Genomic DNA, 25038 nt, shown 5'->3' on the forward strand with positions numbered 1-25038 from the left:
GTGGTTTGTGCTCAAGAACTGGATGCGACAACGATGGAGTGAGTTTGAGAGTTTTCACAATTGTATAGATGCAGCTTTCAAAACCTGTCCTAACGTGCTCCCGTAGAGCTATAAATCCCACAATTTGAGAAACCGAATATTTGGGAGGAATAGAAATAAGCACGTGCACATGGTCTACCATCAAGTGTCCTTCTTCAATGTTCACAGTAAAGCGTCTTGCGTCGATATTTGGGAATGAATACACGTGATATTTACACTCCCATTTGCTGTGAAGTAAACTACCAATATCTTTCATTAGAGTCTCCTTCAAATGACCCACATTTGGGTTCACGTTGCAGAGTCTCTTTCCTAAATTCCCGGTATTGTCAAACTCTGAAAATCCTCCGGTAGAGCCGGGGGATTACCACAATTAATTAATGAGCTGGTTTCTTGTGTAAGATTAGAAGAATCTGATATATCGCAACTCTACTCTGATGCTATTTATTCAATGATCACTGAACTCACTCGATGTTTTTGAGTTCAGCGATCGCCTCAGATTTAATGTCAGTTTGGGAGCTAGCAACATGATCAAACCTTTGAATATTGCCATCATTGGTGGCGGCATTGGTGGATTAGCAACTGCGATCGCCCTGCTCAAACACGGATTTGACGTGAAAGTCTATGAAAGGGCAGAAACTCTGCGCTCTGTTGGGGCGGGTTTGACCTTAACCCCAAATGGGTTAAACAGTCTCGAAGCTATCCATCCGGGCATCGTTGAGGTTCTGAAACAATCAGGTAGTCAGCTCGACACACTCACCTTGAAGCGCAGCACTGGAGAAACAATTGCATCCAAACCAATTACGGTTATGCAGCAATATGGGCAACCAATGTTAAACATTCGGTGGTCACGTCTCCAAGAAATTCTTGCATCAGCACTACCAACTGATATCATCCATTTTGGGCAGCGCTGTGTCGGATGTGGGCAATCTGACGACAGTGTTACGCTCTTTTTCTCAGATGGGAAAACCGTTGAGACAGATTTGCTAATCGGGGCAGATGGAATTAACTCTATCGTTAGACAGAACCTAATCGGCGACGGTTCTCCAAATTATGCTGGTCGCGTTTCTTGGCGGGCTATTCTCCAGTTTGAGCATGAGCAACTTGCTCCAAACACTTCTACCCTACTCACATCAGCTGATGGCAAAAACTTCCTGCTAGTTGATGTGGGTGGAGGTTACACCTTCTGGAGCGCTAGTGCTCTATCTGCTGATGATTTTGTTCACCAACGGGCTACAGCTTCCAAAACTCGTGTTCTAGAGCGATTTGCTGATTGGGCAGAACTCGTAGGCGAAATTATTAAAGCAACGCCTGCCGATTACATTGTGGAACGACCAATTTGCGATCGCCCCCCCTTGCGACACCGGAGTAACGGCGGAGTAGTACTGTTAGGGGATGCAGCTCATCCAGTCGTTCCGTCTTTGGGACAGGGAGCAAATATGGCATTTGAGGATGCTTGCGAACTAGCAGCGTGTCTTGCTGCTGCATCGAATATAAAAACAGCTCTTAAGTCCTACGAAAACAGTCGCCTTCCTCGTACAGAAGTTATTTACAATCGCAGTTCAATTCAGGGCTATCGCTCTTATCAACGTGATAGTGAAACGACATTAAACGAAATGATGGAATCTTCTCAAATGAATCAAAATGAATTTGAAACATGGCTCTACAGCTACCATCCTGGTGCTAGAGCGTGTATCTCATAAATCCGGTTTTCTGATCTGCAATATAGCGTTTCCCATTTGATGATGCTGAGCCAATTGGATTTGTGCAACCTTGAAAAAACTTGAGCAAATCCTGCGCGGTGCAATTTATGGGTGTAAGGTGATCAGCAACGATTTGTCGAGAGTTTAGTGATGATTGTTTTAAGTCAGGTGAATGCTAGCGATGTAGCAGTCAGTACTAAAAGTAAGCGATAAATGGGAGGCAGCATTGGATAAAGATTTGAAGTATTCCAAGCGCAGTGAGACGGATCAAGTTTTTCGCGCTATAAATTCTCTCAATCAACCAACAGAGACTACAGCAACAGATACATCTTCATCTGAGCGGTCTATACTCACGATGTCATCACTGGGGAAGCTAGGAAGATTTGGTAATCAACTTTTTCAGTATGCGTTCTTACGAATTTGTGCATTGCAATCAAACGCGCAGGTCGAGTGCCCAGCTTGGATTGGTCAATCACTATTTGGACATACTGATCCACCCATTACACAGCGTTTACCTCCTGCAATCGAACAGCTCGATCAGGGTGAAGCCTTGTTTGATGCGTTTCCAGAGTTTATTCCATACATTGAAAAAATGGCAGGAGCACCAAGTCTTCGCGTTGGAGTCGAGGCGCTAGAGCAAGGATTAACCAATGTTGATTTGTGGGGATTTTTTCAAGTTCACACTCGTTTTTTGCAGCCACATCAAACCTTTTTTCGATCGCTGTTTCAACCCGTTCCTGATCTCAGGGATGCGCTAGAAGTTGGGCTGGCTAAGTTGCGATCGCAAGGCAAAACAATTATTGGGGTGCACATTCGACGGGGTGATTTCGTTCGCTTACCGCTTTCAGGATTTACCCTAGTTGTACCGCTAGCGTGGTGGTGTGACTGGCTCGATAGTATATGGGATCAGTTTGACCAGCCTGTGCTATTTCTGTGTAGTGACGAGTTAGAGCGTGTTTTGCCTGCCTTTGCTAAGTTTAACCCCGTCACCTGCAAGGATTTGTCTATTGAATTGCCGCAGCTTCAGGCTATTAATGCTGAGTTCTATATTGACTTTTTTATGCTAAGTCAGTGTGATGTGGTCGGCATTAGCAACAGCATTTTCAGCTTTGCAGCTTGTTTGTTAAACGAGCGAGGACAACAGTTTTTTCGCCCCTGTTGGGACTTCTCCATCAAGTTTATCCAGTTTGACCCTTGGGATAGTTTGCCACTTCTTTACGTCGGCGATGGACAGCCCAAGATTTTGAAGGGCATTGATGAGGCTGCGGCGGTGGCTCTTGCGACTCAAGGTAGACTCGGACTTTTGAGGTGTCTCTGTGTTCAGGTGCCGATTAGTTTAACCAGACAATGGCTTGTGCGAACCTACTTAAGCTATCAAGGGGCAGGTTGGCGAGGCGTACTTAGGTTGCTCAACATAACTTAATTCTTGAGGTAAGCCACTGGTTCGACCAGTGCAACTCGACCAGCTTTGAGCGTTGCAGCAGCAAAGTAACTCCCACGGTGGCTTGGTGAAGCAAAACCGTAGGAGAGAATATCATGTCGCAATTGTATCAAAACCTTTCCCACTCCAAGTGGGACTGCAAGTATCACATCGTGTTCACACCCAAATATTGTTGTAAGGCGATGTTCGGAGAAATTCGCAAATTTCTCGGTCCGATTTTTCATGAGCTAGCACGGCAAAAGGAGTATCTCATCATCGAGGGGCATCTGATGCCAGACCCTGTTCATATGTGCATTGAAAATCCACCAAAGTATGCAGTGGCATCGATCGTTATTCCATCAATAATTAGAAATAGCGTGTCTATAACACACTCGCCTAAAGCAACTAGTTTAGGTCATGCCGGGGTCAAGCCATTTGCCACGTCATCTCTTGACCTGCCCGTAAGGGCACAAGCCCGGATTCAGCAAACGGGACTTCATCGGGAACGCGCCAAGTCGTTCTGGTCAAAGTAATTTGTTCAGTATTGCGCGGGAGTTGATAGAAATCTGGACCATAGAAGCTGGCGAACGCTTCAAGTTTATCAAGTGCATCAACGCTCTCAAACGCTTCTGCATACAGCTCTATGGCGTGTAGAGCCGAATAGCAACCCGCACAGCCACAGGAACTTTCCTTGCTGTTGCGAGGATGAGGAGCGCTATCGGTGCCTAAGAAAAACTTAGGATTACCAGAGGTTGCTGCTTGCAAAAGTGACAGGCGATGCTCCTCACGTTTCAAAACTGGCAGGCAATAGAAATGGGGGCGAATTCCACCTTGAAATAAGATATTGCGGTTAAACAATAGATGTTGTGGCGTAATCGTTGCAGCGATGTTGTTGACAGATAGGACATACTGCACAGCATCTGAAGTGGTAACGTGTTCAAGCACCACACGCAGGTTAGGAAACCGCTGTTTGAGAGGGATCAGATGTCGCTCAATAAACACTTTCTCGCGATCGAATATATCAACATCTTGATCGGTCACTTCTCCATGCAGCAGTAAAGGCATGTCTACCTGCTGCATCGTTTCAAAGACGCGATCGCACTTGCGAATGTCCGTCACACCGAAGTCTGAATTAGTTGTTGCACCAGCTGGGTAGTACTTGACCGCTTTGACAAATTGAGATTCTTTGGCCACGATAATTTCTTCGGGGCTTGTGTTGTCAGTGAGGTAAAGCGTCATCAGTGGCTCGAACTGTTGGCTAGCCGAAATGGCTGCAAGAATGCGATCGCGATAGGCTGCGGCATCAGCTACCAAGCGTATTGGAGGCTTCAAATTTGGCATGATGATAGCACGGGCAAACTGACGCACCGTATGGGGTAGAACCGCTTTCAGCGCCGCGCCGTCGCGTAGATGGAGATGCCAGTCGTCAGGTTGGGTGATCGTAAGCTTCTGCATCTTACAATTATAAAACCGTTAGTGCTTGGACAAGTGTACAGTGACTTTATGCTCAGTGCGAAACAAGACGGTAAAGCCGCAGCATGATTCTTTCGCAAAACATTGAAAGCGCCGCACGTCAAGGAACCCCGTGTGCTCATTGTGGACAGAAATATGGCTTATCCGGTCGCTATAGAAAGGCTAATGAATCTGCTTCGCAAAGCACAGGTTCAGGGGGTTGAAAGTGGCAATATGCGAGCACAAGTAGAATTCGTGTCTCTAATTTTTGGACTTGTTGCTTAACTCGATTTAGATGGAGTGAGTCGTTTGTTCTTCACTAGTTTTTCCGACAGAGTCAAATTAAGCGCGATTATCCTTGCCAAGTGACAGCAAAAGCATATTTTTGTAAAGTTTATGGCGATTCGCAGAATGCAGCACTCTGATAGGCGAATAGCTTTTAGAGAATTATTAGTAGGGTTCTTCGCATCGTTTGATCTAACCTATGAACTTGGACGAACAGCTCAAGCAACTTGCGGACGATTCGATTTCTAATTCGCACCGACGATTTGAGCTTACAGAAACTTCCCTGGCATGAATGGGATTTTCTTGAGCGCTATCCAAAGGCGGAAGTTGCTTTGAGTGCGCCGGAATACGAAGCAATTCACAGCAGCAAGATTCACAGTAATAAAACAGTTCTTGGCAATAAGACGATTAAAGTTCTCGCGATTCTGGGAAACAGTGAGGGAATTGATCTGGAGGGCAATCGCCAGATTTTAGAGCAGCTACCGAATGCTGAAATTGATTTTTTAGTCGAGCCACACCGCCAACAGTTGAGCGATCGCCTTTGGAAAGCAGCGTGGGATATCTTGTTCTTTGCTGGACATAGTACTGCAATCGATTGAGCTTGCAGATGTTCCCAAAGCCATGGCAGTTCACTCTCTTCCAAATGGTGGTTCCAAGCAGCTCGAATCACGAACTCCGACTGAACTCGTTGGGCAGCTACAAAAAACTCATAAATATCGCTCTCCCTATCACAGATAGTGATGTCAGTGCGACAATATCCGGTAGGCAAATACGCTTCCAAACATGGATTCAAGACCCTGATTAAACCCAACCAATAGAGTCAACATCGCCACTTGGTACAATTGAAAAAGATTATGTCATCTCATGGTGCAACCACCCAAGCAGGGTTAATTGCTCACCTCAACCCAATCATTACTGGATGGTGCCAATATTACGCTACGGTAGTGAGTAAAGAAGCATTTGCTTCAATGTCCTACCACCCGTCTGGGCAACTGTTGCGTTGGGCAAAACACAGACATCCCAGACTCAATACCCATCAAATTGTGTCGCTATATTGGCGAGTGAACCAGGGAGACGGATGGGTATTTCAAATCGAGGTACACCACCAAGATGGAAATCATGGCAATCAAAGCCTGAATAATCTGAAACTGCTACACCGTCACTGCCACGACCAAGTACACGCAGCAGCGACAACACCTAAAACTGGGATTCCTGACAATGAGCCAAGTTGGAGAGGAGCCGGATGCACGGAAACGGGCAAGTCCGGTTTTGAAGCCAAGCAGATGGGGCGACCTACCTATAATGTTGTCTCAACCCGTGATTCCAGTTTGTCTTTTGGCGGCCACAGCGTTAATTGTCCGCCATGTTGATACTCTTCCAGCGTAAATGAGTCTACCTGAATCGCATCATTGCGAGCAGATTCGGCTTCTCGTAGAAGAGCTGCATCATCCTCGGTAATCACGCCAGCAGTCAGCGCTGCATCAATCAACTGTTGTGGCTTCATCTGTGGTAGTTTCCCATCACGACTCGCTGTCTTGATCGTCTTGAAGATAGCTTCAGCTTGAGACGAGAGACGGAACGCTTGTTCCAATCGTCCTAACGCTTCATCAGGATGGTCTGGGACATAAATCCCAGGTGTGAGGCGATCGCGTATTGCTCCAGGAATTTGAAGCTGTTGGGCAATAGTGCTGCCAAGTTCGTCTGAGGGTAGCGCACCAATGGAATTGAGCCGCCACCATGCCAGCACAGGACACCAGAAGAGAGGACCGAGAACAGGGATAGAAAAATTGGCAAAAATCCCCTCAAATCCCTGTTGAATTTGAGCGAAGGCATATTGCATCGCCCAACGAACAGCGGGTAAATCTTCGGGATTTTGTCCTTCTGCCTCAAAGCGGCGCAAGGTTGCCATTCCTAAATACATCCAGGACAGGACATCAGCAAAGCGTCCTGTGAGCTTTTCTCGGCGTTTCAAATTGCCACCGAAGCCGATGAGGGCAAGGTCGGTCATCAAGGCAAACGTTGTAGACGCCCACGCCAGCTTGCGATAGAACTGGGCAGTGGGTCCTGAAACCGGGGCAGGTGCAAGATAGCCGCGCGATACACTCAGCAACCCTGCCCGAAAACCGTTTCGCACGATCAAGCCCATGTGATGCCAGAGGGCGTGATCAAAGGCGATCGCATCTCCCCGATTTAAAGCTTGAACTTCTTGATAGATATAAGGATGACATCGGATTGCACCCTGTCCAAAGATCATCATCGTGCGGGTGAGGATATTGGACCCCTCAACCGTGATCGGGATAGGCGTGGCGATGTAGATACTGGACAGCAGATTGCGTGGACCCCGACAAATCCCTGATCCACCTAAAACATCCATGCCATCGTTGATCAGTTTGCGCGACAGTTCTGTGAACTGATATTTGGCGATCGCAGAGACAACAGATGGTTTCTCGCCCTTATCTACGGCTCCACACGTGTAGATGCGAGCTGCATCCATCAAGTAAGTAAGTCCGCCAATGCGGGCGAGCGGTTCTTCAACTCCTTCAAATCGCCCGATCGACAGCCCAAACTGTCGTCGCACCGTAGTGTGAGCGCTGGTGACGCGCGTTATCAATTTGGCAATGCCGGTGCAAGTTGCCGGAAAGCTGATGCCCCGTCCGGCAGCTAGGGTTTGCATCAGCATCTTCCAACCTTGACCCGCCTGCTCCACTCCGCCAATAATTTGGTCGATCGGGACGATAACATCCCGTCCTTCAATAGGAGAGTTGTAGAACGGCACTCCCATCGGATCATGGCGTCGCCCCAGCACCACTCCAGGGGTATTGGCAGGAATGAGAGCACAGGTGATGCCTACATCTTCGCCTTTGCCGAGGAGATTGTCGGGGTCGCGCAGCTTGAATGCGAGCCCGATCAGAGTGGCGATCGTGCCTAGCGTAATGTAACGTTTGCGGAAGGTTAGGCGGAGACACAGTTTGCCATTCTCATCCTGAAACACCACACCCTGCGAAGTAATGCTGGCAGCATCTGATCCAGCCGTTGGCTCTGTCAGCGCAAAACAGGGAATCTCTTCACCTCGCGCCAACCGAGGGAGATAGTAATCCTTCTGCGCCTGTGTGCCATAGTTGAGCAGCAGTTTTGCCGGACCCAGCGAATTCGTTACACCAACCGTGGCCGTGTGAATAAACGATCGCGAGGCAAGCTTGACCATCACTGCGCTGTAAGCCAAGTTCGAGAATCCCAATCCACCGTACTCTTTTGGAATCATTAGCCCAAAGAACCGTTCTTCTTTGAGATAACTCCACACGGCGGGTGGCAAATCTTTGCGACGTTGAATTTCCCAATCGGTTGCCATCCGACAAACTTGCTCTACAGGACCATCTAAAAATGTTTGAATTTCAGGCGGCAGTTGAGGATATGGCTCACTTCTCATGCGCCTAAAATTAGGTGCGCCTGAAAAGAACTCACCATCTACCCAAACTGTTCCTGCTTCGATCGCCGCTCGTTCCGTTTCTGAAATGCTGGGCAGAAGTTTGAGAGTTTGAATGCCTCCCATGACGGGTCCAGTGATGAGCGTACGACGAAGCCAAGGAACATTCAAAATGACAGCCACAACACCAAAAATGGACCATCCCAAAATAGGTGCGTTGATAACTAAAAGCGTGGCTGCAACGTACAGCGACCACATCCACAGCGGTACACCGAGATAGCCAAATAGCAGTAAAAGAAGGATAAGGCTGGGAATGCTGATGACTGGCTGAATGAACGGCATAGTATTCCCCCTAAACCATCAAATTCTCAAGTACCCCTGCAGCACCCATACCGCCACCAACGCACATGGTTACTAAACCATAGCGAACGCCGCGTCGTTTCATTTCGTGCAGCAAAGTGGCCGTGAGTTTTGCGCCTGTACATCCCAAAGGATGTCCGAGGGCGATCGCACCTCCATTGACGTTGACAATCTCTTCATTCAAATCAAGCTTGCGGATAACAGCCAGACTTTGGGCGGCAAAGGCTTCATTGAGTTCAATCAAACCAATATCGTCCAGCTTCAAACCGACCTGGTGCAGCACTTTTGGAATGGCAGCGACGGGTCCAATTCCCATGATTTCAGACGGCACTCCTGCAACCGCAAAACCGAGCAATCGTCCCATTGGCTGCACATCCAGTTCATCAACCAGACGTTTGCTTATTAATACCGCCGCCGCCGCTCCATCCGACATTTGAGAGGAGTTTCCAGCCGTCACGCTGCCGTGAATGCGAAACACGGGGGGCAGCTTAGCCAGGGCTTCTAGACTGGTATCAGGACGCGGTCCTTCATCCACCTTAAACACAGTGTCAAACGAATGGGGGCTACTGTCCACATACAGCGTTTCATGTACGGGGAGAGGTACCACTTCTTCTTCAAAGCGACCGGATTGGATAGCGTTGATCGCCCGATGGTGCGATCGCAATGCAAAGGCATCCTGGTCTTCCCGGGAAACCTGGTATTGCTGCGCCACATTCTCTGCTGTAATGCCCATCGTGGAATAGGCTTGAGGTGCTTCTGCAATCAAGTCTGGGTTGGGCGCAAACGCATTTCCCCCCATCGGAATCAAGCTCATCGATTCTGCGCCTCCAGCGACGATCGCTTCAGCTTGCCCCAGCGTAATCGCTTGGGCTGCCATCGCGATCGTTTGTAAGCCAGATGCACAAAACCGGTTGACGGTGCAGCCTGCTGCTGAGTCGGGTAATCCTGCCCGTTGAGCAATGACGCGCCCTAAATTAAATCCCTGTTCCGCTTCTGGGAATGCACAGCCAAAAATAAGGTCGTCGATCTGATCGGGTTCTAATCCTTTAACTCGATGGATAGCTTCTTTAACGGCGATCGCACCCATATCATCGGGACGCATGTTGTGTAGCGTGCCTCGCGGTGCTTTTCCTACCGCCGTCCGAACGTTGCTCACGATGTATGCTTCTTTCATAGCTTTTGTATTTGAAATTGAAAGTTGTTATTGAAGTGAGAGGTGAGAGGTGAGGAGTGAGGAGTGAGGAGAGTTTTGAGTTGAGAAAACTTCCCTCTCGCCCCCTCTCCTTGCTTAGTTCCGCAATGGTTTCTTGGTCTTGAGCATATGCACGATGCGTTCTTGCGTTTTAGGCTGGCTCAGGAGTGGGAGAAATGTTTCCCGTTCCAGCTGCAGCAGGTAGTTTTCATGGACCAGAGCAGGGGCAGAAAGTTCTCCTCCGGTCATGACGTAGGCTAGCCGCCCTGCAAGGTAGCGATCGTATTCACTGGCAAACCCTCCTTGCTGGAAGACATAGGCAGCGTGTTCCAGTGCGGCTCTGGCGGGTTGACCCAGCACCATAATGCTGTTTTGTTCTGGGGGTGGAGTGTAGCCAATCTGGCTGAGGTGCAGCGCTTCTGCTTTGGCAACGGACAGGCGGCGATCGCCATTCATCACAATACGAGCGGTTAGCGGCAGAAAACCAATCTCTTGGGCTTCAGCCGCACTGCTTGAAACTTTTGCCATGGCGATCGTTTCAAATGCCGCCCGGAGAAAGGGCTGAATATGGCTAGGGGATTCTGAAGCGGCTCGTTCAGTCACTCGCGCCACCGTTCGCATAATGCCGCCTGCTCCCGGAATTAGACCCACACCTAACTCCACCAGTCCAATGTAGGTTTCTGCGGCAGCAACCACGTGTGGGCAAGCCATGACTAATTCACATCCTCCCCCCAAGACACGTCCCTGAATGGCAGCAACGATGGGTTTGGACGCATAGCGAATGCGCTGGAGGATGGTCTGAAATTGCACAATCAAGTTGTCAAGGGCATCAAAGTTACCAGACTGAGCCAGCACCCCCATTTCAGCCAGATTCGCTCCTCCAGAAAAGTGGGGGCTATCGTTCCCAATGACCAAGCCTTTGAAGTCATCGCGGGTTTCTAAAAGCTTGAGGACCTCATCTAAGCCGTCAACCACCTTCAAACTCAGCGTATTGCCCTTTGAACGAAACTCATACAGCACAATCCCATCGCCTAAGTCCAATAGAGCCGCTTCTGGGTTATGCCAGAGAGTCCGCTGTGGATCAGCTTTCACAGTCTCTAGCTTCATTTCATCCGCCGGAATTTCTAGGGGAATGTAATGCAGCTCGTTGCTCCGCCCCAGCTCATAGACGTATTGGTCATTCCAGTAGAAACTGCTGGCACTGTTGCGATGCATTATTTCTATCCATTCAGGGATGAGAATATCGACAGCTCTCATGTCGGTCAATACGGTTTCAAAGCCCAAAACATCCCAAATTTCAAAGGGACCTAACTCCCACCCAAAGCCCCATCGCATCGCCCGGTCAACATCAGCCGGACTATCGGCAATTTCAGGAATGCGGCGAGCGCTGTAGCCCAAAATCTTCAGCATGGTTTGGCGGAAGAAAGCTCCAGCCCGATCGCGATCTTGATATAACGCTCGGAGGCGATCGCCCAAATCCGGTAGCTTGCTAAGAGCTTCAACATTGCCTAGATTCAGCGGTTTAGCTGATTCATAGACTAGCGTTACAGGATTGAGAGAAAGAATTTCGCCACTTTGTTTCTTGTAAAATCCTTGTCCTGTTTTCGCTCCCAGTGTTCCAGTTGAGACCAGTTTACGCATAACCTCAGGAACGCGGAACACATCTCGACTTTCATCATTAGGAATAGCCGGATAAAGATTTTCTGTCACATACAGCAGCGTATCCAATCCCACTAAATCAGCAGTTCGGAATGTTGCAGACTTAGGGCGACCCACTAGCGTTCCGGTGAGAGTATCAATCTCTTCAATGGAGTAGCCCTGCTCTGTCCAGGCTTTCAGTCCTAACATTGTGGCATACATGCCAATGCGGTTTGCGATGAAGTTGGGAGTGTCTTTTGCAAACACAACCCCTTTACCTAAATACACTTGTCCAAACCACTGCATACGCTTCAGAACCTGTGGATCGGTATCTGCAGTTGGAATCGCTTCCAATAGTTTGAGATAGCGCGGCGGGTTAAAGAAGTGCGTTCCTAAAAAACGCTTCCGAAATGACTCTGATTGACGTTGAGCGATCGCATGAATTGGTAATCCGCTGGTGTTCGTCGAGACGATCGCATCCTCACGAATAACGCTTTCCAAGCGCTGCATTAACTGCTGCTTGATGTTCAAATTTTCAACGACCGCTTCAATCACCCAATCTACCTGAGCCAGTCGATCAAAATGGTCATTAAAGTTGCCGAGAATAATCCGACGAGCTGTTTTTTCGGTGAAAAAGATGGGTGGAGATTGTTTTCGCGCCTTCTTAAAAGCGGCTTCGACCAAATCATTTTTGTTGCCGGTTTTGGCGGGCAGATCGAGGAGGTGTACTGTCAAACCTGCATTGGCGAGATGGGCTGCAATTTGAGTTCCCATAACGCCCGCACCCAGAACGGCGGCTGTTTGAAATGGTTTAAACATTGCTTTGAAACCCTTCTATAGTTAGGTGGTGAGTCGTGGGTTGAAAGACTGAGCAACGGCTGGACAAGACGCATCGGGGATAGGAGGACAAGCGGATACCAGGGCAGAATTGGAGGCATTGCTATGGCGTCCCCGTTCTGTATCGCCTCTGCGAACTTCCCCTTCTCGATACAGATGATCAATTTCGGCAGCAAACACTTCAGCAACTTTGGCACGATTGATGCGTCCATCTGCCATGAGCAGTCCATTCTCAACAGTGAACGCAGCATTTAATAATCGGAATCGTTTGACCGTTGCCCAATATGGCAAATGGCAATTAGCGCTATCCACAAGAGATTGATACAGAGCAATAGCGCAGGGATGCTTCAGCAATTCCTGATTGGATAAATCAAATCCAACAATTTGGGCATGATGGTGCAATGCTTCCAGGTTTGGGGCAATCAACATCGTACAGAACTTGCGTTCAGAGCCAACGGCGATCGCTTGAGCCACTAACGGCGATTGTTTCAACCGCTGTTCAATGGGTTGAGGCACAATATACTTGCCCGTTGACAGCTTGAAGAGTGATTTTTTCAAACCCGTGATTTTCAAGAAACCTTCGTTCGTAAACGTACCTAAATCTCCCGTGTGCAGCCAACCCTGTTCATCAATCAGGGCTCGTGTGGCTTCGGGATTCTTGTAATACCCTGGTGTCACATAAGGGCTGCGGGTTAGCACTTCTCCATCAGGAGCGATCGCAACCTCAACTCCTGCGATCGGCTTACCGACGGTCCCTGCTCGGTTAAGAGACATGCGATTGAAACACACAACAGCACTTGCCTGAGTTAACCCATAGCCGTGCAGAACGGGTAGACCTGCTGCTGCATACAAATTGGCTAACTCAGCTTTTAATACAGCTCCTCCACTGATCAAATAGCGAAGGCGGACACCAAACAGCGATCGCCATTTTGAAAACACAAACCAGTCAGCTAGCTGCAACAGCAATGCATACAATCCTTTGGTTCGTCCCAGCTCATATCGCTTGGCAACGTTTAGCGCCCAATTAAAGATGAGCTGAGCTGTTGTAACTTGCAACGCCTGCAACCAAGACAACCAAATACGCTGCCATCGGCTCAAAGACCTTGAGAAAGGGAAACGGGTTGATTCAGAGAAATATGCCAGAATCGTTTCTACATCATCTTTTGGGTCCTTAATTTCCAGTTTCTTGATGACACTATCCCGCTGTCCGCCCATCTCAAGAACCTTACGGTAAATCTTCTCTAGAAAAAGAGGCACCGTCACTAGAATCGTAGGTTGAACCTCCTTGAGATGTTTCATTACCCGAGTAGGGTTGGAGAAATAGATGCTGTGCCCATAGTTGATGTTTCCATAGAGCAGCGTTCGGGCAAGAACGTGATTTAAGGGCAAAAATGTCAGCACCGTCTCTGTGTTACCCCTTCCTAAGCCCGGAAGGCTCGCAAATGAAGCTAGCGCATTGGCTGAAAGGTTTTCATGGGTTAGCATGACACCTTGCATTTGCCCCATATCGTCGGGAATGTAGATAATGGTTGCAAGCGTGTTAGGAGTCAGCGTGCTGTGAAGTTGATGCAGTCGATCGCTTGAGTATTGAGCTTGCCCCTCACGTTGAATCTCATCTAACGAAAAGAGTTGAATGCATTGTGGAAACGGAGAGCGAGGTTGGTCTGCCTGAGCAGGATGTAAAAACATCGGAATCCAAAGACAAGCAGACTCAGAAATCGCGTCAGGGTTGAACTCATCTGGATGAACGGGCTTTCCCGATTGCACCCACTGCGATCGCACTTGCTGCCAGTCCAAAGGAACATTGGCAACAATAATGTATTGCAGGTCAGGAGTGTCCCAGAGGTTCGGCACAATTTGTGCCAATAGCTCTAGGTTGGAGATGATGAGTGCTCTAGCGGCACTATGTCGCAAGACAAAGATGATGTGTTCGAGCGTTTGTGTTGGATCAATCGGTACATTCGTTAAATTTGCTAGAAGACACCCCAGGTCTGCAATGCAAAAGTTCAGATCGCTGTGCATTAACAGGGCAACGCGATCGCCCTGCTCTAAACCCAAATTGACGAGTCCCAATGCCAAGGCTTCGACCGTTGCTTTGAAGTCCTGATTTGAGAGTGGCTGCCAACCTGTATCAGTCCATTGATTGAATGCTTGAGCATTTGGGGCGCGATCGCAAGCCTCATTCAACAATGAAGGTAACGTCCGCCCCAGAAATACATTGCCAGAATCTAAGGAAGTTTGATATGTCTTCTCATCAGTGCATAACATCTTCTTTAGAAGAGCAGAATCCTCTTCTCCTTATAAACAACTATTTCTAAACCCTCTAAAGCAAATCATTGAACAAAAAATCATGGAGCGAAAGAGAAGTCTACGCATTGAATTGTTGCCAATCCAATGCGTCTAACCTCTCCCGAGGTGTTATCAAGAAATGAAGCAATTATGTAGCGTTGAACATTTGCAATTCAACGATGCTTTAGAGAAGTAAGATGCAAGACCCCGCAGAAATTTAGATGTTGACTTCTGACAACCGAGCTTTAATCAGTCCCCAGTATCTCCTTTCAGTTTGGTAGCAATTAGAAACAATTTCATATGCTTTGAGACTTCGGCTCTATCATGCCTAAACGCCTCTAGCTCTAGTAGTTTCAGTGTAGCCGGTTAGTATTGAATTAGTTGATTTTTTATATATTTCTTGAGGAAGTTGAGGGTAAAACATTACGTTTTGCAGCGATCGCTAAGGAAATCTCTCTTTAGTAATACTCGTCAAGATAGAGCTTTCGTCATAGATAGTTGATGATTGTTATTACCTACTCTGTACGCTATAAAAATCGGCATTTCTTTATCTTGGGATGATGCACGGCTATCCATTCCAAAGTAGGGGCGTTTTGCGAAACACCCCTACTAAAATGCCCCTACAATTCATACCGTAGACCAGTAACGCCGTTACTTAAGATCTAAGATAAATCCTTTAGGATGCATACAGTTCTGACGACCCGTAAGCCACTGTTGGGTCTAAATGTTTCCCCAGCCAATGTTCTAGGTCTGTCAGAACTTGATAATCCACATCACTGTAGAGGTCATGGCAACAGCCCGCATACTCGTGATATTCCTTATCGGAGAACATCACCCGTCGGAAGAAGTCGCGGCTAGCCTCGGGGAGCGTTACCGCGTCTGTACTGCAATGCAGAAGCAATAAAGGAATTTGCAGATTGGACGTGTGTTTATAAATCCAGTCTACAGTTGCAAAAAACTCTGTTGCTAATCGAGCACTGCCATACTCATGGCGCAGTGTATCTTGGAGATAGACTGCGCAGAGTTCTGGATCTCGTTCGCAAAAGTCATTTGGGATGCCCAACTTTAGGCTAAACCGTGGCCAAACTCCCGAAAGCAATAGACCTAATCCTAGCTTCACTGGAGAAATGCCAACTCTGCCAAGAGCAGGTGCTGTAACTATGAGTCCTTGAAGTCGTTCTGGCGATCGCAGCACATAGTCGAGGACGATCGTGCCCCCCAAGCTATGTCCCCACAGAAAATAGGGTCCTCCTAGTCGTTTCTCGTGAATCTGCTGCAAGAATAGGCGTAAGTCCTCACGAAACTCGGACCAGGAGTTGATATATCCTCGCTGCCCAGGGGAGCGTCCATGACCGCGTAGGTCAAAGGCATACACTTCAAAGTTTTGGGTAGTGAGAGTTTCTACAGCAGGATTAAACAAGCCGCTGTACCCTCCCAAACCATGAACCAGGGCAACAGTTCCCTGAATCGTTTCCCTTGGATGCCAACTTTGATAATAAAGGTCTAGCCCTCCAAAGCCTTTGAACGTTCCTTCAACGTGTTGCATTATTATGTCTCCTCAAATGCGTTTGCTGCTGTGGGTTCAAACGCTACTAAGGACTAACATAGACAGACTAAGTTAAAGGGATGAAGCGAAAAAATTGCTGCATTCCTATCAGTCGCTAGTAGCCTGAACTCACCGCTACTAACTTGAGGAGATTACTGAGTATGAAATTGGGGTAATTAGAAGTCGTACATCATACCTAGCATTATATCTAACCCTTATGAAACGGCAATTGCTAACGTTCTCCACCGTAGGGAAGAAATATTCTGCTCAGCAGATCTTCCGGTTATGTCGCTTGAGCTACCGAGATTTGGAGGAGATAATGCAAGAATGGGGAGTGCATCGCAGAACCATCCGAACTTGCACTGGCTAAATACTCACCGCTGGAACTGAAACCCAGGTCCCAAATTGCGTCGTCATGTCCATCAAAGGTTGCTAAACATTCCCCAGTTGCACAGCTCCACAATTTGATTTGGCGATCGCTACTGCCTGTCGCCAGATGATGGGTTTGCGGATGAAATGCCACACCTCGCACGACTCCCGAATGGTTTAGCACTCTAAGCAGCAGCTGCGTATGTATGTTCCAGAGTTGAGCCTTACCAGTTTCATGACCGCTGACCAGCCATTGTCCATGGGCACTGAGTGCTAAACGCCAGATCGGACTATCCGTCTGCCATTCCTGTAGACATTGCCCAGTTACCACATTCCATTGCGCGATCCGTTGAGCAAAACCTCCCGTGAATAAGGTCTGGAAATCTGTGGCAAAGACAACTGCGATTACCCAGCCCTGATGGGCAGACCAGGAATTGGTCCACTGCCCCGCTTTGAGATCGTAGAGAAATACTGCCCCGTTTAAGCCTGCCATTGCCAACAAATCATCATTGGGACTGATTGAGATTCTGAAAATATCAGAAATCGATTCAGTAAATCGGGTGTGCTTCAAGTGGGTATTCGATAAATCGACCTGATGCAGCGGCGTATCGGCTAAATCTACTTGTCGTAGCGTCAAGCCTGATAGATCGACTCCTGTTAAATCTGCTTTCAGATGATTGAGGAGGTTTAATAGATTGTCTGCTGCATAGCAATTGGATGACGCAGTCTGTTGCTGGCATTGGCGGAGCAGTTGCCGCAGATGGTGAACGATTGCTTTGCAGTCTCCCAAAGGGGTAATCGCATCATGGCTTAAAAAATGTACCATCAGTCGAGCAATCAACGGTTCTAGAATTAACTGTTTCTGACTGTCGCGAACATAATCTACCGCTTCTGCTTTCAATAACGCATGAGTCTTTAAGTCCCACAATGTTTGCGCTTCGATTTCATGGGCTGCGATAGTCAGAAGTTTTTCAGTGACGTATTCCATGACAACGGGCTGCTCGGTAAAGCGAGTTCTCTGCTGTTCAATTAAGCATCGAAATCTTAAAGATTCCAAACTTTCCAGCAATTGATCTTTGGAAATAACAGGGACGATATCAGCCTGTAATCCAGCAATTCCAAAAAATTAGGACACTTGCCCTCAATTCTGTCATGGATTCATCACGTTTACTTAGCCTTCAACATTTCTAGGTTTGCTCATAATCTGATCACAGAGCAGGCGATCGCTCTCTTCGACATTAGGGTTGGTCTGCAAGTAATCTTGCACCCAATTACTCCCTCGGATCACCAACTCATCAAAATCCAGTATTTCGGCGTTCCAAAGTTTGACTGTATTGTCCATACTGGCAGACACAATCGCCTCACCATCCGGGCTGAAACACACTGCAGAAACGCTATTTCCATGCCCTTTTAAGGTTTTGAGTTCTTGACCCTCTAGATTCCAGAGCTTGATGGTTTTGTCTACACTAGCAGATGCAAGATATTGCCCACAGGGGCTGAAACTCAATCCTTGAATTCTTCCTTGGTGTCCAGTCAATGTTTTCAGTTCTTCACCTGATATGCTCCAAAGTTTGATAGTTTTGTCATCACTTGCTGTCGCAATGATTTGACCATCAGGACTGAAGCAGAGCCGCCTCACCGTGTCTTTGTGTCCGCTCAAGGTGTTCAGATTTTCCCCATCTAAGTTCCATAGCGTTACGTTGGCGATCGCATCAGCCGCTGCGATGATTTGACTGTCAGGACTGAAGCGCGCGTCCAAACGAGCACCATCAATGGTTTTTAGTAACTGTCCCTTCAAGTTCCACAACCGAATTGTGCCATCTTCCCACCCTACCGAGAGCAGCGACTGCCCATCAGGACTGAAACTAACGCTGTAAACTCCCCGGTTATGCCAAATGAATTGCTGAAGTTCGTCTCCATCTAGATTCCAAAGCCTCACTGTCGCTGTATCGTTGTTACTGGCAGTCGCAAATGTTTGACCATCAGGGCTAAAACCGATGTCATTAATGCAGTTTTGATGTCCTTGAAACAATTTAAGCAACTGTCCTTGCCGATCCCAGATCGCAATGATGCCATCGTGACTACCTGCCACAACCCACTGCCCATCAGGGCTAACACCAATACTGAGAAACCCATGCGATTTATTACTTGTTAACGTTAATAACGTTTGATCAGATAAGTTCCAAAGCCGAACCGTACCATCAACACTGCCCGAGGCAATAAGATTGTTTGTTGGACTAAAGCTGATGCTGCACAATTTACTAGTATGTCCTTTGAGAACGCCCAACTCATGCCCTTCGGAACTCCAAAGTTTAACCAATCCATCTTGTGTAGCCGCCGCGATTGAAGTTCCATCAGGACTAAACCGAACATCTAAAACGGCTTCACAGCTACCCTGGTTTCCCATGCAATCGGCATCCAGGCTCTGAAGTTCTTGACCATTCAAGCTCCAGAGTTTAATTTTACGATCCCAACCGCTGGAGGCAATGACAGTACCAGTGGCATCAAAGCAAACTGCCATTACTGGTGCAATATGCCCGTCGAGCGTTTGTAATTCCTGTCCTGCAATTGTCCACAACCTGACAATGCCATTTCCTCCTCCTCTCGCATTGCTGCCGCCTGCTGCTGCAATGATAGTTCCGTCTGGGCTAATATCAATGCTGGTTACATAGCCTGCGGTGGGCAAGGTAAGTATTTCCTCCCCCTCAACCGTCCATCCCCTAACTGCACCATCGTTGCTCCCAGCAATTAACAGAGCACCATCCGGAGTGAATTGAATATCCCCAATACCAGTCGGGTCGTGATAGTGTCTAAGACGCTGCCCCTCTAAACTCCATAGATAAATTTTCCCACTGGCATCACCCGATGCGATCGCCTGACCATCAGGGCTAAAGCAAACACTCATGATATAACTTTCATGTCTTGCCAAGGTTCTGATTTGCTGTCCTTTTGAGCTCCATAAAATGATGCTGCCTTTTACTTGTGCATTGACGACTGCATTAACAGCGGCAGCAATGAGAGTTCCGTCTGGGCTGAAACAAACTTGTTTGACAAATACAGGGTGATCACCTATTTCTAGGCGATTGCGTTCTTTTACCCCATAAACTGCTTGTTGCAGCGCTAACCTGACCTGCTTTTGCAAATTGGCTTCTGTCCACGTTGCCAACTTTAAGCGTCGAACTGCTCGCAATGCTTCCAGCAATGCTTCAAATTCTTGGTTTGAGATAAACAACGCCTCTGAAGATTTGCATAATGCCTTGACTTCATTCCTCTCAGCTTCAATTCGGCGTTGCTCAGCCTGCTCATAAAGTGATTGCAGGCGTTCGATCTCCTGCCGTTGCCACTGCTCACTAGCAATCACATAGTGATTTTGCAGTTCTGTAGGTCGAGGTTGTTTGTCTTTGCTGTGGGCAAGCCATTGTTCGATGTCTGCCAATCCGTTGCCTCGCAACAAGAAACTATCATCTCGCCTACTCTTTTCCCATTCGATCGCCTTAATCAACAGTTTGGTGTGTTGTCGCACATGCTCAAGATCAGTGTCGAGAGCCTCCAAAAGCTGATGAAATGCACGATCAAAATCATCCGTTTCTCGAAAGAAGAGCCAGTTACGTTTTTGCAACGCTGGATGAACTTGACTCAAATCAAACTCATTACGCCGCACAATTGGAAATAATCGCTTGTGATGCAAAACGGCATGATCAATTTCTTGATTACAAACCGCAGAAGCAACTGAATCAGAGCTGATGATAAACACAAACGTATCAGCAGACTCAATGCCAGTCTGAATCTCCTGCCACCAGTCTGCCGTCAGGGGAATATTGCTCCAGTCAACCCAGGTGCTGCGATTGCGTGCTTCCAATGCTGCATAGAGGGCTTTCACAAAGTCGGTGTCTTTGCGGGAATAGGAAATAAAAACATCGCTCATAGGGGGTTACATAACGAGGATAGTTGTTAATTCAATCCTTGCACTTCATCTTCGGAAGAAATCGTAAATCTTTCAGAATTTGTACAGTGACTTTTTATTTGTCGTGATGGCAAGTTAGTGACAACACGGATGTGAAGCTTATTTCTGTTGAGGCTTATCTTTAAGTATGGGCAGGAAGTAAATGAACTAGTACCAAGCTCAGTGATTGAAGGCGTGCAGTGAATAGGCTGGCTTGATAATACGAATCTGTCCTAATGTCATTTAGTTGGGCACTGTACAAAAACTCGATCCTCTTCAGTCACAAACCTAAAAATCCAACACGTGCGATCGCACAGACATTTAACGCCCACAAAGGTAAATTCGCTGATGTAAGCGCTAATGCGTCTTTGTAATCACCCAGACTGACTCTGCCCCATTGCGACCAACCCTAACAAACAACAATATTATTAGAAGCAACTGATTTTAGAGTGAACAAACTAGATGGCAGGTAAAGTTGAAGGGAAAGGTCAGTCCAAAGTTTTAACTTCTGCCGAAGTGGAGCAAGTTTTAACCTATGCTCGCGAACCCTACAGAACGGCGATCGCCATCGCTGCTTACACTGGCTGTCGGATGGGGGAGGCGATCGCCCCAAAGGGAAACTGCCAAGTAAGGCGAAAACTGCTGCGATGATCATGGGCGATCGCTCGTGGCAAGGAATTGAAGTGCCTGGAGCGAGAGATTGAGGTACTACGGCAGAAGGTTGAGAGAATTGAGCGGTTGAGCAAGTGCACAAAGGCGTTTTTAGGATGTTAGACCACGGTTCACCAACAATGTCAGTTGCGGCTCAGTCTCCTTAACCGAGTCCATAACTTTCCCTAACTTCTAGCCATCGCCACCGGCAAGACCACCGCCTACAGTAAAAGAGTGATGAGAAACAGCTGAGAGAAACAAAGCAAAACACGGCTCCGGATTTGCTCTAATTGCATCGGTTGACAGCGACCCTTCAATCACCCTAAGTAGACATCAGTTGTCACTCTCGGAGTTCTCTTCAACTGTCCATATAACGGTAATTAATTTAGAGGAGGCAATCATCATGAAAGTCGAACATCTCTCTACTGAGGAACTTTCACCCGAAGAAATTAAACAATTAGAAGAGCTGAGGAGGACGATTGAAGCGGCGATTTCAGATGATTGGCTCTCTCATGACGAATTGGAACATATCAAAACCATTGCTTTTGCACACAAAAAGATAGTTCCAGAAGCATTGCAACTGTACTCGAAACTTGTAGGTAAAATCAATCGGGGCGAGTTGGAATATGAGTGGTAATCGCACTTCTGTATAGTTCTTGCCGGAGAATGCTGAGGGTTAAGCTGGAAGGCGATCGCGGTTGGTTTGTTATCCTTTGTATTAACGATTGGGTTAAGCATCGCATAGGCATCTGCTACATCCGCACAGGCACCACCTACACTAAAGCCAACGACACCACCCCAATTTGAACGTTCAGGGGTTGAGCATTTAGGAAACATTGAAGTGGCTCTGATTAAACTAGGGTGTTTGAAGCGTAGCTGTCATAGAATGCAATTAGGCTGAAACCCTTCTTCATTGTTTAACATAATTGCGTTGTTTCAGGTCCCGGATTTGCTCTAATTGCATCTGGTGACAGCGACCCTTCAATCACCCCTATTAAAACCTTTGCTCGCCCCTAACCAACCAAACAGTGAACCGGGCTTAGGAATCGTCGCTTGCAGATAGGCTGGCGTTAGGTTAAACAGAATATCCGTAAAGCTCCCGGACTGGTTAGCAGGCTTTGTTGCCGCGAGAGTAGAGAGAAATAAAGCCCGACCTAACGAACGGTGAGATTTTGTGTTCATCGAATCACTTCCATTGATTGAGCATAGAACTGAGAGCAAAATTTTCTCAGTGGAGTTAGTTAAGGGACTTCTCCATCACATAATTGATGAGTGTTTCACCCCGTCGAGTAACTTCCTGCTCTTTAACAACTGAAAATCCTGAGTTCTACCGCTCTCGTTTCAAACTCGACCTCTAGCGTTTCTCCAACTGCGAGTGTTTTCCACTACTCTGTATCGACTTGCAGGCGCGATCGCCCAAGCATAAAGAATTTGTGCAAGAACTTACCAATCTCTCCCTGGAATTGTGGCGTGATAGATGCGATCGAAAAGTTGAGTTAGTACTGGGTCAGTATTATCTTTATCAAACAAGTAATTCAAACATTTCCCAATTGAAATCACCGCATTACAAGACGGAATATCGACTTTAAACAACGATTCAACTCGAAACTGAGCATCTGGAACTCTGGCTTGAGTAAGTGCAATCATCGACTCAGAGATATCAACTTCAAGCACCTGATAATGAGCTTTCGTAAGTTCTAACGCCGATCGCCCACTACCGCAGCCCAAGTCAACTCCTAAACCTTCTCGAATATTGTTTTGAGTCAGGATATCGAGAATACCTGGAGCAGATTTGAGCGCGTAATCACTGTGACCCGCATCGTGAATATAAGCAAGGTCTTCTTTGTACCAATCTTTCATATCTTTTCACCCGATGCGGAACAAGTTGTAATGGTTGTTTTGCTCATAGAGTGACCAGCCGTTTTCAGGATATTCAGCCAAATTCTCCAGATAGTCTTGCTCTGCCTAAGCAAGACGGTTCGCTTGCAGCAGTACTGGCTTTAAAGTTTGGCGCACCATTCAGAAAGTGGCGTTGCACATTTGACGAATGATTTTCGTAGGGGCAAGGCATTGCCGTGTCCTTACAGTGGGCAATTCGCATACTAGGAATTTCCGCATCATTCTCAATTTGTGCAATGCCCAGAAAGTTAGTGCAGTAGATGGTCAGGCTAGATTATGTTGGGGCAATAGTAGCAACAACCGTCACCAGAACTTCAATCTATTTTCCAAGCAGGAAGCGAGATACTGCCTCCGTATACAATTCGGGTGCTGTGGTCATTGCTTCGTGTCTCTGACCCAGTAATGTCTACTTCTTCTCCCTTCAAATGGCGACACTTTCTGCCTGAAATCATCCTGCTCAACGTTCGCTGGTACCGCCGTCACGCTTTGAGCCACCGCAATTTAGAGGAGATGATGCAAGAGCGAGGTGTGAACGTAGACCACTCAACGATCAACCGATGGGTATTGAAGTATGCCTCCGATTTGGACAAGCGAGTTCGACCCCGTTTGCAGCCAACGAATGATTCCTGAAAGGGATGAGACGTACATTCAAATCAAAGGGGAGTGGAAATATCTGTATCGCGCCGTCGATTCATAGGGCTATACTTTGGACTTTATGCTGAGTGCAAAGTGAGATGGCAAAGTAGTAGCACACTTCTTCCGTAAAGTGTTGAAAGCCAATCATGTCACTCAACCACGTGTCGTCAATGTGGACAAAAATGCAGCTTATCCGGTCGCCCTTGAAAGGCTCTAATACGATTTTTTTGCAGCCAAAGTTTTGCTAGCTAAAGGAGTTTGATCGAAGCGTTATCCCTGCTTGTTCCACTTACAGCAGTTCTCAAAATTTGACGCGCTGTGATTTATCGACCTGGATGTTCACGCAGTGTGCCCGTTCGCGATCGCATCTAGTTTTGCCTGATCTAATACTAAAATCTTCCCGCCCCGACGGTAAGTAACAACTGTCTGAATTTGCTTGAACAGTCGGACACATTCTTCATAAGTGATCCCGATGCTGCGAGCAATCTGGTAGTAGGGCAAGCGCGATCGCAACTGTAATCCCTGATCTATTACATCTGTTCCTTCAGCGATCGCCGCCGCTTGAATAAATTGTGCTAACCGCACGATCGCCCGCTCTGAAACCAGCCCATGTACGACTTGATGGAGATGTTGGAGACGCTCTGTTAGAACTGCAATAATTTGCAGTGCTACTTCTGGAGAGTTCTGAATTATTTCTAGTAAAGTAGTGCGTTCAACCGTGAGAATCTGGCAGTCCTGTTCAGCCACTACCGTTGCGGGGGCTACACCATCGCCAAATAGTGCAGGTGCAGCAAAGAGTTCTCCAGCGGGTAATGTTCGCAAAATTGTTTCTTTACCTGTAGAAGCCGTTTTCTTGATTTCAATTCTGCCACTGAGAACCGCGAAAAGTTGAGCAGGTAAGCGATCGCCTTCATGTAGAATGATTTCTCCTTGCAAATAGTGCTTAACTGCCGCACGAGCTTGTAGGTGAGCAAGCTGATCGAGATCGAGTTTAGAAAGCAGTGGAATTTGCTGGAGTTGGTCTATCGTCACCTGCATCGTTGAACTCCTCGATCAAGCAGGCTTGATTTCTCCTTCAATTTAATGTTTTCCCTGCGTTTAGTCATTTTATGAGGTAGCTCATAGATAGATTCATCAGAATTCGGCAAACTACGAACAGTAAACAAGAGGAACTGCTGCATGGCTTTGAATATTGGGCGTTGCTGAAACCGTAATGGTTAAGTAGGTAGAGGAATAGCTCGATACCTGACTGCCTGACAAATCTTTCTTAATTGCTGATGGGACAAAGCTTACAAACCAGGGAGCGAATTCGACAAAACCAAATTTGGTCATCATAGTCGTGCTTTGCTTTGAGAGAA

The 25038-nt window shown here is 47.3% G+C and carries 19 protein-coding genes and 4 pseudogenes; 10 read left to right on the forward strand and 13 right to left on the reverse strand.

Features of this window, described 5'->3' with window-relative positions:
* A pseudogene (locus H6F93_RS35600) lies at positions 1 to 106 on the forward strand (IS630 family transposase); the annotation flags it as partial.
* A gap of 3 nt (positions 107 to 109) precedes the next feature.
* Here the strand turns inward: H6F93_RS35600 and H6F93_RS35605 are convergent.
* Positions 110 to 295: pseudogene (locus H6F93_RS35605) on the reverse strand (transposase); the annotation flags it as partial.
* Positions 296 to 563: 268 nt separating this feature from the next.
* Between H6F93_RS35605 and H6F93_RS02190 the strand changes: the two are divergent.
* The 3 genes and pseudogenes from H6F93_RS02190 to tnpA all read left to right on the forward strand — a co-directional run.
* Entirely contained in the window at positions 564 to 1739 is a 1176-nt protein-coding gene (locus H6F93_RS02190) for an FAD-dependent oxidoreductase (RefSeq protein ID WP_190678875.1), read from the forward strand.
* Positions 1740 to 2094: 355 nt separating this feature from the next.
* On the forward strand, positions 2095 to 3162 hold the full coding sequence (locus H6F93_RS02195; protein WP_199313436.1) for an alpha-1,2-fucosyltransferase: 1068 nt from the start codon (positions 2095 to 2097) through the stop codon (positions 3160 to 3162).
* A gap of 113 nt (positions 3163 to 3275) precedes the next feature.
* A pseudogene (tnpA, locus tag H6F93_RS33770) lies at positions 3276 to 3512 on the forward strand (IS200/IS605 family transposase); the annotation flags it as partial.
* A 73-nt stretch (positions 3513 to 3585) separates the two neighbouring features.
* On the opposite strand, the gene pyrC reads toward tnpA, so the two are convergent.
* Complete coding sequence (gene pyrC, locus H6F93_RS02205) at positions 3586 to 4614, reverse strand: dihydroorotase (RefSeq protein WP_190678878.1); 1029 nt, start codon at positions 4612 to 4614, stop codon at positions 3586 to 3588.
* 509 nt (positions 4615 to 5123) lie between these two features.
* Here pyrC and H6F93_RS02210 point away from each other — a divergent pair.
* Together H6F93_RS02210 and H6F93_RS02215 are read left to right on the forward strand one after the other, a co-directional pair.
* Complete coding sequence (locus tag H6F93_RS02210) at positions 5124 to 5495, forward strand: hypothetical protein (protein WP_190678880.1); 372 nt, start codon at positions 5124 to 5126, stop codon at positions 5493 to 5495.
* A gap of 243 nt (positions 5496 to 5738) precedes the next feature.
* On the forward strand, positions 5739 to 6266 hold the full coding sequence (locus H6F93_RS02215) for a group II intron maturase-specific domain-containing protein (protein WP_277882817.1): 528 nt from the start codon (positions 5739 to 5741) through the stop codon (positions 6264 to 6266).
* On the opposite strand, the gene H6F93_RS02220 is transcribed toward H6F93_RS02215, so the two are convergent.
* The 7 genes from H6F93_RS02220 to H6F93_RS02250 all read right to left on the reverse strand — a co-directional run bounded on the left by H6F93_RS02220 (position 6194) and on the right by H6F93_RS02250 (position 20476).
* Positions 6194 to 8662, reverse strand: coding sequence for an acyl-CoA dehydrogenase (locus H6F93_RS02220; RefSeq protein ID WP_190678884.1), 2469 nt, complete (start codon positions 8660 to 8662; stop codon positions 6194 to 6196). The two genes, H6F93_RS02215 and H6F93_RS02220, sit on opposite strands and share 73 nt — an antisense overlap.
* Before the next feature lie 10 nt (positions 8663 to 8672).
* Positions 8673 to 9854 (reverse strand): thiolase family protein, encoded by a 1182-nt coding sequence (locus tag H6F93_RS02225; RefSeq protein ID WP_190678886.1) that lies wholly within the window; start codon positions 9852 to 9854, stop codon positions 8673 to 8675.
* 114 nt (positions 9855 to 9968) lie between these two features.
* Positions 9969 to 12329 (reverse strand): 3-hydroxyacyl-CoA dehydrogenase/enoyl-CoA hydratase family protein, encoded by a 2361-nt coding sequence (locus H6F93_RS02230; protein WP_190678888.1) that lies wholly within the window; start codon positions 12327 to 12329, stop codon positions 9969 to 9971.
* A 21-nt stretch (positions 12330 to 12350) separates the two neighbouring features.
* On the reverse strand, positions 12351 to 14615 hold the full coding sequence (locus H6F93_RS02235) for an AMP-dependent synthetase/ligase (RefSeq protein WP_190678890.1): 2265 nt from the start codon (positions 14613 to 14615) through the stop codon (positions 12351 to 12353).
* A gap of 697 nt (positions 14616 to 15312) precedes the next feature.
* Positions 15313 to 16182 carry an alpha/beta hydrolase gene (locus H6F93_RS02240; RefSeq protein WP_190678892.1) on the reverse strand — a complete coding sequence of 290 codons (870 nt, stop codon included), beginning with the start codon at positions 16180 to 16182 and terminating at the stop codon, positions 15313 to 15315.
* Between the two features lie 283 nt (positions 16183 to 16465).
* Positions 16466 to 17539, reverse strand: a complete 1074-nt coding sequence (locus tag H6F93_RS02245) for a pentapeptide repeat-containing protein (RefSeq protein ID WP_190678894.1) — start codon at positions 17537 to 17539, stop codon at positions 16466 to 16468.
* Positions 17540 to 17722: 183 nt separating this feature from the next.
* Positions 17723 to 20476, reverse strand: coding sequence for a WD40 domain-containing protein (locus H6F93_RS02250; RefSeq protein WP_190678898.1), 2754 nt, complete (start codon positions 20474 to 20476; stop codon positions 17723 to 17725).
* A gap of 480 nt (positions 20477 to 20956) precedes the next feature.
* Here H6F93_RS02250 and H6F93_RS02255 point away from each other — a divergent pair, with 480 nt between their 5' ends.
* The 3 genes from H6F93_RS02255 to H6F93_RS02265 all read left to right on the forward strand — a co-directional run bounded on the left by H6F93_RS02255 (position 20957) and on the right by H6F93_RS02265 (position 21952).
* A complete protein-coding gene (locus tag H6F93_RS02255; protein ID WP_190678899.1) occupies positions 20957 to 21145 on the forward strand; it encodes a site-specific integrase in 189 nt (62 codons plus the stop codon).
* Positions 21146 to 21548: 403 nt separating this feature from the next.
* On the forward strand, positions 21549 to 21782 hold the full coding sequence (locus tag H6F93_RS02260) for a hypothetical protein (protein WP_190645368.1): 234 nt from the start codon (positions 21549 to 21551) through the stop codon (positions 21780 to 21782).
* Between the two features lie 29 nt (positions 21783 to 21811).
* On the forward strand, positions 21812 to 21952 hold the full coding sequence (locus tag H6F93_RS02265; protein ID WP_190678900.1) for a hypothetical protein: 141 nt from the start codon (positions 21812 to 21814) through the stop codon (positions 21950 to 21952).
* A gap of 174 nt (positions 21953 to 22126) precedes the next feature.
* Here H6F93_RS02265 and H6F93_RS02270 read toward each other — a convergent pair whose 3' ends face one another.
* Together H6F93_RS02270 and H6F93_RS02275 are read right to left on the reverse strand one after the other, a co-directional pair.
* Complete coding sequence (locus tag H6F93_RS02270; RefSeq protein ID WP_190678901.1) at positions 22127 to 22327, reverse strand: hypothetical protein; 201 nt, start codon at positions 22325 to 22327, stop codon at positions 22127 to 22129.
* Positions 22328 to 22588: 261 nt separating this feature from the next.
* Entirely contained in the window at positions 22589 to 23005 is a 417-nt protein-coding gene (locus H6F93_RS02275; RefSeq protein WP_190645363.1) for a class I SAM-dependent methyltransferase, read from the reverse strand.
* Positions 23006 to 23446: 441 nt separating this feature from the next.
* Here H6F93_RS02275 and H6F93_RS33775 point away from each other — a divergent pair.
* Positions 23447 to 23894 (forward strand): annotated as a pseudogene (locus H6F93_RS33775) (IS6 family transposase); the annotation flags it as partial.
* Between the two features lie 125 nt (positions 23895 to 24019).
* On the opposite strand, the gene H6F93_RS02290 reads toward H6F93_RS33775, so the two are convergent.
* Positions 24020 to 24718 carry a Crp/Fnr family transcriptional regulator gene (locus H6F93_RS02290; RefSeq protein ID WP_190678902.1) on the reverse strand — a complete coding sequence of 233 codons (699 nt, stop codon included), beginning with the start codon at positions 24716 to 24718 and terminating at the stop codon, positions 24020 to 24022.
* 111 nt (positions 24719 to 24829) lie between these two features.
* Positions 24830 to 25038 (reverse strand): hypothetical protein (locus tag H6F93_RS02295; protein ID WP_206755700.1); only part of this gene is annotated, 209 nt, incomplete at its 5' end.

The organism is Leptolyngbya sp. FACHB-671, assembly GCF_014695745.1.
GTDB lineage: Bacteria > Cyanobacteriota > Cyanobacteriia > Elainellales > Elainellaceae > JAAUTN01.

What these genes read in the sequence shown, in the direction of transcription:
- H6F93_RS02220 (WP_190678884.1), bottom strand. Translation starts at nt 8,662, where the DNA reads ATGCCGTTCATTCAGCCAGTCATCAGCATTCCCAGCCTTATCCTTCTT.
- H6F93_RS02245 (WP_190678894.1), bottom strand. Translation starts at nt 17,539, where the DNA reads ATGGAATACGTCACTGAAAAACTTCTGACTATCGCAGCCCATGAAATC.
- H6F93_RS02255 (WP_190678899.1), top strand. Translation starts at nt 20,957, where the DNA reads ATGGCAGGTAAAGTTGAAGGGAAAGGTCAGTCCAAAGTTTTAACTTCT.
- H6F93_RS02235 (WP_190678890.1), bottom strand. Translation starts at nt 14,615, where the DNA reads ATGTTATGCACTGATGAGAAGACATATCAAACTTCCTTAGATTCTGGC.
- H6F93_RS02275 (WP_190645363.1), bottom strand. Translation starts at nt 23,005, where the DNA reads ATGAAAGATTGGTACAAAGAAGACCTTGCTTATATTCACGATGCGGGT.
- H6F93_RS02190 (WP_190678875.1), top strand. Translation starts at nt 564, where the DNA reads ATGATCAAACCTTTGAATATTGCCATCATTGGTGGCGGCATTGGTGGA.
- H6F93_RS02270 (WP_190678901.1), bottom strand. Translation starts at nt 22,327, where the DNA reads ATGAACACAAAATCTCACCGTTCGTTAGGTCGGGCTTTATTTCTCTCT.
- H6F93_RS02250 (WP_190678898.1), bottom strand. Translation starts at nt 20,476, where the DNA reads ATGAGCGATGTTTTTATTTCCTATTCCCGCAAAGACACCGACTTTGTG.
- pyrC (WP_190678878.1), bottom strand. Translation starts at nt 4,614, where the DNA reads ATGCAGAAGCTTACGATCACCCAACCTGACGACTGGCATCTCCATCTA.
- H6F93_RS02260 (WP_190645368.1), top strand. Translation starts at nt 21,549, where the DNA reads ATGAAAGTCGAACATCTCTCTACTGAGGAACTTTCACCCGAAGAAATT.
- H6F93_RS02290 (WP_190678902.1), bottom strand. Translation starts at nt 24,718, where the DNA reads ATGCAGGTGACGATAGACCAACTCCAGCAAATTCCACTGCTTTCTAAA.
- H6F93_RS02265 (WP_190678900.1), top strand. Translation starts at nt 21,812, where the DNA reads ATGCTGAGGGTTAAGCTGGAAGGCGATCGCGGTTGGTTTGTTATCCTT.
- H6F93_RS02240 (WP_190678892.1), bottom strand. Translation starts at nt 16,182, where the DNA reads ATGCAACACGTTGAAGGAACGTTCAAAGGCTTTGGAGGGCTAGACCTT.
- H6F93_RS02230 (WP_190678888.1), bottom strand. Translation starts at nt 12,329, where the DNA reads ATGTTTAAACCATTTCAAACAGCCGCCGTTCTGGGTGCGGGCGTTATG.
- H6F93_RS02225 (WP_190678886.1), bottom strand. Translation starts at nt 9,854, where the DNA reads ATGAAAGAAGCATACATCGTGAGCAACGTTCGGACGGCGGTAGGAAAA.
- H6F93_RS02195 (WP_199313436.1), top strand. Translation starts at nt 2,095, where the DNA reads ATGTCATCACTGGGGAAGCTAGGAAGATTTGGTAATCAACTTTTTCAG.